3 protein-coding genes and 1 pseudogene are annotated in these 5,320 nt (G+C 67.9%); 1 reads left to right on the top strand and 3 read right to left on the bottom strand.

Features of this window, described 5'->3' with window-relative positions:
• Window positions 1-234: pseudogene (locus VLK61_RS23430) on the bottom strand (DNA repair protein); the annotation flags it as partial.
• A 406-nt stretch (window positions 235-640) separates the two neighbouring features.
• On the opposite strand from VLK61_RS23430, the gene VLK61_RS23425 reads away from it, so the two are divergent.
• On the top strand, window positions 641-1,429 hold the full coding sequence (locus tag VLK61_RS23425; protein ID WP_325424493.1) for a VOC family protein: 789 nt from the start codon (window positions 641-643) through the stop codon (window positions 1,427-1,429).
• Between the two features lie 592 nt (window positions 1,430-2,021).
• Here VLK61_RS23425 and VLK61_RS23420 read toward each other — a convergent pair.
• The gene (locus tag VLK61_RS23420; protein WP_325424495.1) at window positions 2,022-4,106 is read right to left on the bottom strand and encodes an ATP-dependent helicase; all 2,085 of its coding nucleotides are present in this window, start codon (window positions 4,104-4,106) and stop codon (window positions 2,022-2,024) included.
• A gap of 29 nt (window positions 4,107-4,135) precedes the next feature.
• On the bottom strand, window positions 4,136-5,119 hold the full coding sequence (locus tag VLK61_RS23415) for a DUF72 domain-containing protein (protein ID WP_325424492.1): 984 nt from the start codon (window positions 5,117-5,119) through the stop codon (window positions 4,136-4,138).
• Window positions 5,120-5,320 lie beyond the last annotated feature (201 nt).

The raw sequence follows: 5,320 nt of genomic DNA, 5'->3' as shown, positions 1-5,320 counted from the left end.
GAAGAGCACGCAGAACACCTCGTGCTCCAGCACCCCGATCTCGACCCGCAAGCACTCCTTCACCGCTTGCGGCGATGACATCGTGGCACCGCGCCGGACCCGATGCGACAACACGCGCCGCGCCTGCTGCAGCACCTCGTCGGCACGAGAAGGACCGTACTGGCCATCGACATCGCGCACTAGCAGCGCAACGGAAGCAACAGCGGCAACGGAAGAAGTGGAAGACAGCGACATGGCGAACTCCGGTCTGTGTCGGGCGGGATTGCCCGAGACCGGAGCACCACGACGCAGCGCAGCAGTCAGGGTTCGAAGACGGCCGCAGGCCGCAAGCGCTTGCCCCGCGAGTGCGCAGACCTTGACGGCGACGTCGTGGTAGCGTGGTTCGTCACGGCAAGCCCACAACCCCGCATGCCACAGTCTCCTCGTGATGGGCGCCGGCATCGCCGGCCTGATCGTATTGCGCGAGGGATGGCCGCCCATCAGCGGCGATACACCGGGCATTGTCGGTAGCTCGGTTCACGGCACAACTGCACGGTCCAGCGCCCTGGGACGCGCCAGAGGCCAGGCTTGCCTGTCAGTCTTGCCGCCGTCAAGCGGTCATGCTGCAATCGTCGGCCCAACCATCCCCAGGAGTAGTGTGATGACCGATTTCAAGGGCAAGCATGTCTGGTTCGAGCTGAACACCACCGACCTGAAGGCAGCTGAGACCTTCTACGCCAGCGTCACCGGCTGGGTGCCGCGCGACGCCGGCATGCCGGGCATGCAGTACACGATGATCGGCCCGGCGGACCATGCGGTGGGCGGCATGATGGTGTTGTCCGACGAGATGCAGGCCGGCGGCGCCTGCCCGGGGTGGACCGGCTATGTGGCCGTGGACGACGTGGACGCCGCCGCTGCGCAGACGCAGCGCCTGGGCGGTCAGGTGGTCGTGCCGCCGCAGGACATCCCGGGCGTCGGCCGTTTCTCGATCGTGTGCGACCCGCAGGGCGCAGTGCTGTCTTTGTTCAAGGGCACGCCGTCCGAGGGCATGGAGCCACCCCCGCCGCCCGCGCCGGGTACGCCCGGTCACATCGGATGGCACGAACTGCACACGACCAGCCTCGACGGTGCGTTGGCCTTCTATGGCGAATTGTTCGGCTGGCGCAAGGGCGAGACCATGCACATGGGACCCAATGGTGTCTACCAGCTGTTCGCCACCGGTGCCCAGGGCGACAACGCCGACGGCGGCATGGTGCTGAAGCAGCCCGATGCACCGCGGCCCTACTGGCTGTACTACATCAACGTGGCCAGCGTGGACACTTCGTTGGCGCGAATCACCACCGGCGGCGGACAGGTGCTGATGGGCCCACACCAGGTACCTGGCGGCAGCTGGATCGTGCTGGGCTTGGACCCGCAGGGCGCTGCATTCGCGGTGGTAGGGCCACGCTGAGCAGGGGCTGAACGATGACGCGCAGCGGGTTGCTCCTATTGGGGCGCAACCCGGCACTGGGCGCCACGTTTGGCGGAGGTGTCATCAAGCTGCCGGTCATCAACGGCAGCCATTGTTTAGGGTTGTCCGATACCTGCCCGTCGCACGCCACGGACACACGCATAGCACCGCCCTGAGGGCAGGTGTTGGACAACCCTAAACAGACGAGGACACTCGCCGTGTGGACAGCCCAAACAGAAGCCCGGCACGTGCCCTTCTTCTGAACGCGAGAACGTGGGTGTTCCGAACGCCCCAGCAGTCAGACCCACCGCCAGCGTTATCGTGGCCAAGCGCGATGCCAGAGAGCTGCCAGTGGCGGCGGGCTCCCTTGGCCGATTGGCGGTACCCAAGACCGGCGGCTTGCTGGTAGTCCAAATCTTGAAAATCCACGCGCGCTTCTGTCGCCGCGAGATCAAGCCGCGCTCAAGTTCTTGACCAGGCTGAACTGCTCCGCACCGGCCATTCACCAGTACCAGCGCGCGGCCGAAGCAGCCCTGGCTGCGGCCCCGGAACAAGGAGTCAATCAACCGGTCGCAGGCTGGAGGCCAGGAAGCTACTGCCACATCGACCCGATTCGCCCGCGCAGGTCGACCGCCGGCACAGATGCCTCGACCACGCCGTCCGGCGTGGCCCGCACCGCAGGCGCGACCGGGTCGAACAGGTCGGCCATGGCCGGCGGGATGAAGCGCGTCAGCGAGGCGTACATGTGCCGGTCGCCGAAGGGTCTCTGCTGCGTCACGTAGAAGCGTTGCGGCACCAGCAGATGCAGATGCTGCCGCGCGCGTGTCATCGCGACGTAGAGCAGTCGGCGCTCTTCCTCGATCTGCGCGGCGTGGCCCGTCGCCATGTCGCCCGGGATGCAGCCGTCCACCACGTTCAGCACGTGGACCGACTGCCACTCCTGGCCCTTCGCCGAGTGGATCGTCGAGAGCACCAGGTAGTCCTCGTCGAGGTGCGGCGCGCCAGCTTCGTCGCTCGTCGACTGGGGTGGATCCAGCGCCAGCTCGGTCAGAAACTTCTCCCGGCTGGCGTAGCCTCGGGCGATCTGGGTCAGCTGCGTCAGGTCAGCCTGCCGAACGCGCGCATCGTCGTAGAGCCTGTCCAACTGCGGCCGGTACCACGCCTGCACCTGCTGCAGTTCCGCCGGCCACTCCGGCGTGGCCTGCAGCGCCTGCACGAGTGTTGCCAGTGCCTGCCAGGCCTCTTGCGCCGCCGGCGGTGGCGCGAACGACGCCAGCGCCTCGCGCGGCGCGGCCGATGCGTCCATCGCATCCATCAGCCGCCGTGCGCTCGCCGGGCCGATGCCGGCGACCAGCAGCGCCACTCGGTGGCCCGCCAGGCGGTTGCGCGGGTTCTCGGCCCAGCGCAGCACGGACAGCATGTCCTTGACGTGCGCCGCTTCGAGAAACTTCAGGCCGCCGAACTTGACGAAGGGGATGTTGCGCCGTGTCAGCTCCAGCTCGAGCATCGCGCTGTGGTGCGAGGCCCGGAACAGCACCGCCTGGCGTTTCAGCCGCAACCCCTGCTCGCGGTGGGCCAGGATCCGCTCGGCCACCCAGCGCGCCTGCGCGGCCTCGTCCTCGACCGTGACCAGCGCCGGCTTCTCCGACGACATCCGGTCCGTCCACAGGTCCTTCGTGAAGCGCTCGACCGCCTGCGCGATGACCGCGTTCGATGCGGCGAGGATCGGTTGTGTCGACCGGTAGTTGCGCTCCAGCGTGACCACGCGCGCCGGCACGGCGAACTGCTGCGGGAACTCCAGGATGTTGCGCACCTCGGCAGCACGGAACGAGTAGATCGACTGCGCGTCGTCGCCGACCACCGTCAGGCCGTGGCCATCGGGCTTGAGGGCATTCAGGATCGTCGCCTGCAGGCGGTTCGTATCCTGGTACTCGTCGACCAGCACATGATCGAAACGCGCGGCGATGGGCTCGGCCAGCGCGGGCTCGGCCATCATGCCGGCCCAGTAGAGCAGCAGGTCGTCGTAGTCCAGCACCTGCTGCCGCTGCTTCTCCGCGGCGTAGGCGGCGAACAGGCGCCGCAGTTCGTCGTGCCAGTCGGCGCACCACGGGAAATTCTCCTGCAGCACCTCCGGCAGCGAGGCCTGACGGTTGACCACACACGAGTAAATCGCGAGGCAGGTGCCCTTCATCGGGAAGCGCTTGCCGGCCTCGGCCAGGCCGCAGGCCTGCCGCGCCAGCGCCATCAGGTCTTCGGCATCGCCGCGATCGAGGATGCTGAAGCTGTCGCTCAGGCCGATGCGGCCAGCGTACTGGCGCAGCAGCCGCGCGCCGACGCCGTGGAAAGTGCCGGCCCAGGGCAGCACCGGCGCGGCCGTGCTGGCCGGCAGGCGCAGCGCCACGTGCAGCATGCCGCCGGCGCGTGCCACCATCTCGCGCGCGGCACGCCGCGAGAACGTCAGCAGCAGCAGGCGTTGCGGGTCGGCCCCACTGCACACCAGGCACGCCACGCGCGCGGCAAGTGTCTTGGTCTTGCCGCTGCCGGCCCCGGCGATGACCAGCAGCGGCGCGGCGTTCTCGGCACCGATGCCGTGCTCGACGGCCTCGCGCTGGGCCGGGTTCAGGTCGGCGAACGGATCGCCGGGCGCGGCGGGTTCGCTGTGCTCGAAGTTGGCCACGCCGCTGTGCACGCCGCTGTTCACCCGTCTCACCCGCCCGTCAGGGGCCGGTCCATCAGCCGGCGCTGCCTGCGCTGCAGCGCCTGCGCCGCCCGCACACCCTGGTCTTCGTAGTTGACGTTGAGCAGCACGACGACGTCGAACACCCGGTCGGCCAGCGCATCGATGCCGCGGCTCAACTCATCGAGCTCGGCATCGCCGTACTCGTAGTTGAAGCGGTCCGACGACGCGCTCAGGCCCTTCGCGTCCCAGGTCTCGGCATTGCGTCCGTGCAGGCGCACCACGGCCAGCTCAGGATGGGTGACTTCCCAGATGCCTTGGGCATAGTTGCCCACGCCCTGCGGCTCGTCGACGATGGTGTGCACCACACGCAGCTCGCGCAGCCAGGCCAGCGTGTCGTCGACGCGCCCGTCGCTGAACCAGCTGGCGTTGCGGAACTCGATCGCCACCAGATGGCCGGCCATGCGCTGCACACAGGCCTCGACATGCGCGCGCCACCTCGCCGTGTGGCTGACCCAGGGCGCGAACTGGAAGTGCACCGCGAGCAGCTTGCCGGCGTCCTTCAGCGGCGCGATCGCGGTGATGAAACGCCGCCAGACCTCGTCGACGATCTCGTCGGGCAAGTCGGCGTAGTAGTGATTGCGCTGGCGCGCCTTCAACGGCGGCAGCGCCGCGGCGATGTCGGGCGGGAAGACCTGCGGCGGCGTCTGGTGCCCGGTGAGCAGGCGGAAGGCCTTGAGGTTGAAGCGGAAGTTGGCCGGCGTGCGCGCCACCCAGCGCACCGAGTTCGCCGGGTCGGGCAGCGCATAGAAGCTGCTGTCGACCTCGACGACCGGAAAATTCTGCGCGTAGAAGCGCAGCCGGCCTTCAGGCGTGCCCGCGCCACGCGGGTAGAACGCCTTGCTCTTGATGAGCGACGGGTCGCTCCAACTGCACAGACCCACGCGCACGTTGCCGCTCCGGCCCACGGGCTGCGGGGACGCAGCTTCACCCAGCAGGTCGTCGTGCGTCATGTTGAAACGTCGTCTGTACGGATATAAGGGGTATCCTCTTAGCTCCAGAACCACCGGAAATACTGGATGGGCATCCAGCATATCGCAGGTCCCGAGGCGGGTAAAGACTATCCCCGGAACTGGAACGAATTTCTGGATTGGTTCCGCAGTGAGGACACCTGCTTGAGCTACCTGGAGGGACTGCGCTGGCCGCAGGGGTTC

This window comes from Aquabacterium sp. (genome assembly GCF_035476535.1).
Lineage (GTDB): Bacteria > Pseudomonadota > Gammaproteobacteria > Burkholderiales > Burkholderiaceae_C > Pseudaquabacterium.
The sequence above is the reverse complement of the archived record's forward strand: the minus strand, read 5'-3'. Positions and strand labels throughout refer to the sequence as shown.

Bases quoted from the DNA above. Each gene is read 5' to 3' on its own strand.
- VLK61_RS23425 (WP_325424493.1), top strand. From the start codon at position 641: ATGACCGATTTCAAGGGCAAGCATGTCTGGTTCGAGCTGAACACCACC.
- VLK61_RS23415 (WP_325424492.1), bottom strand. From the start codon at position 5,119: ATGACGCACGACGACCTGCTGGGTGAAGCTGCGTCCCCGCAGCCCGTG.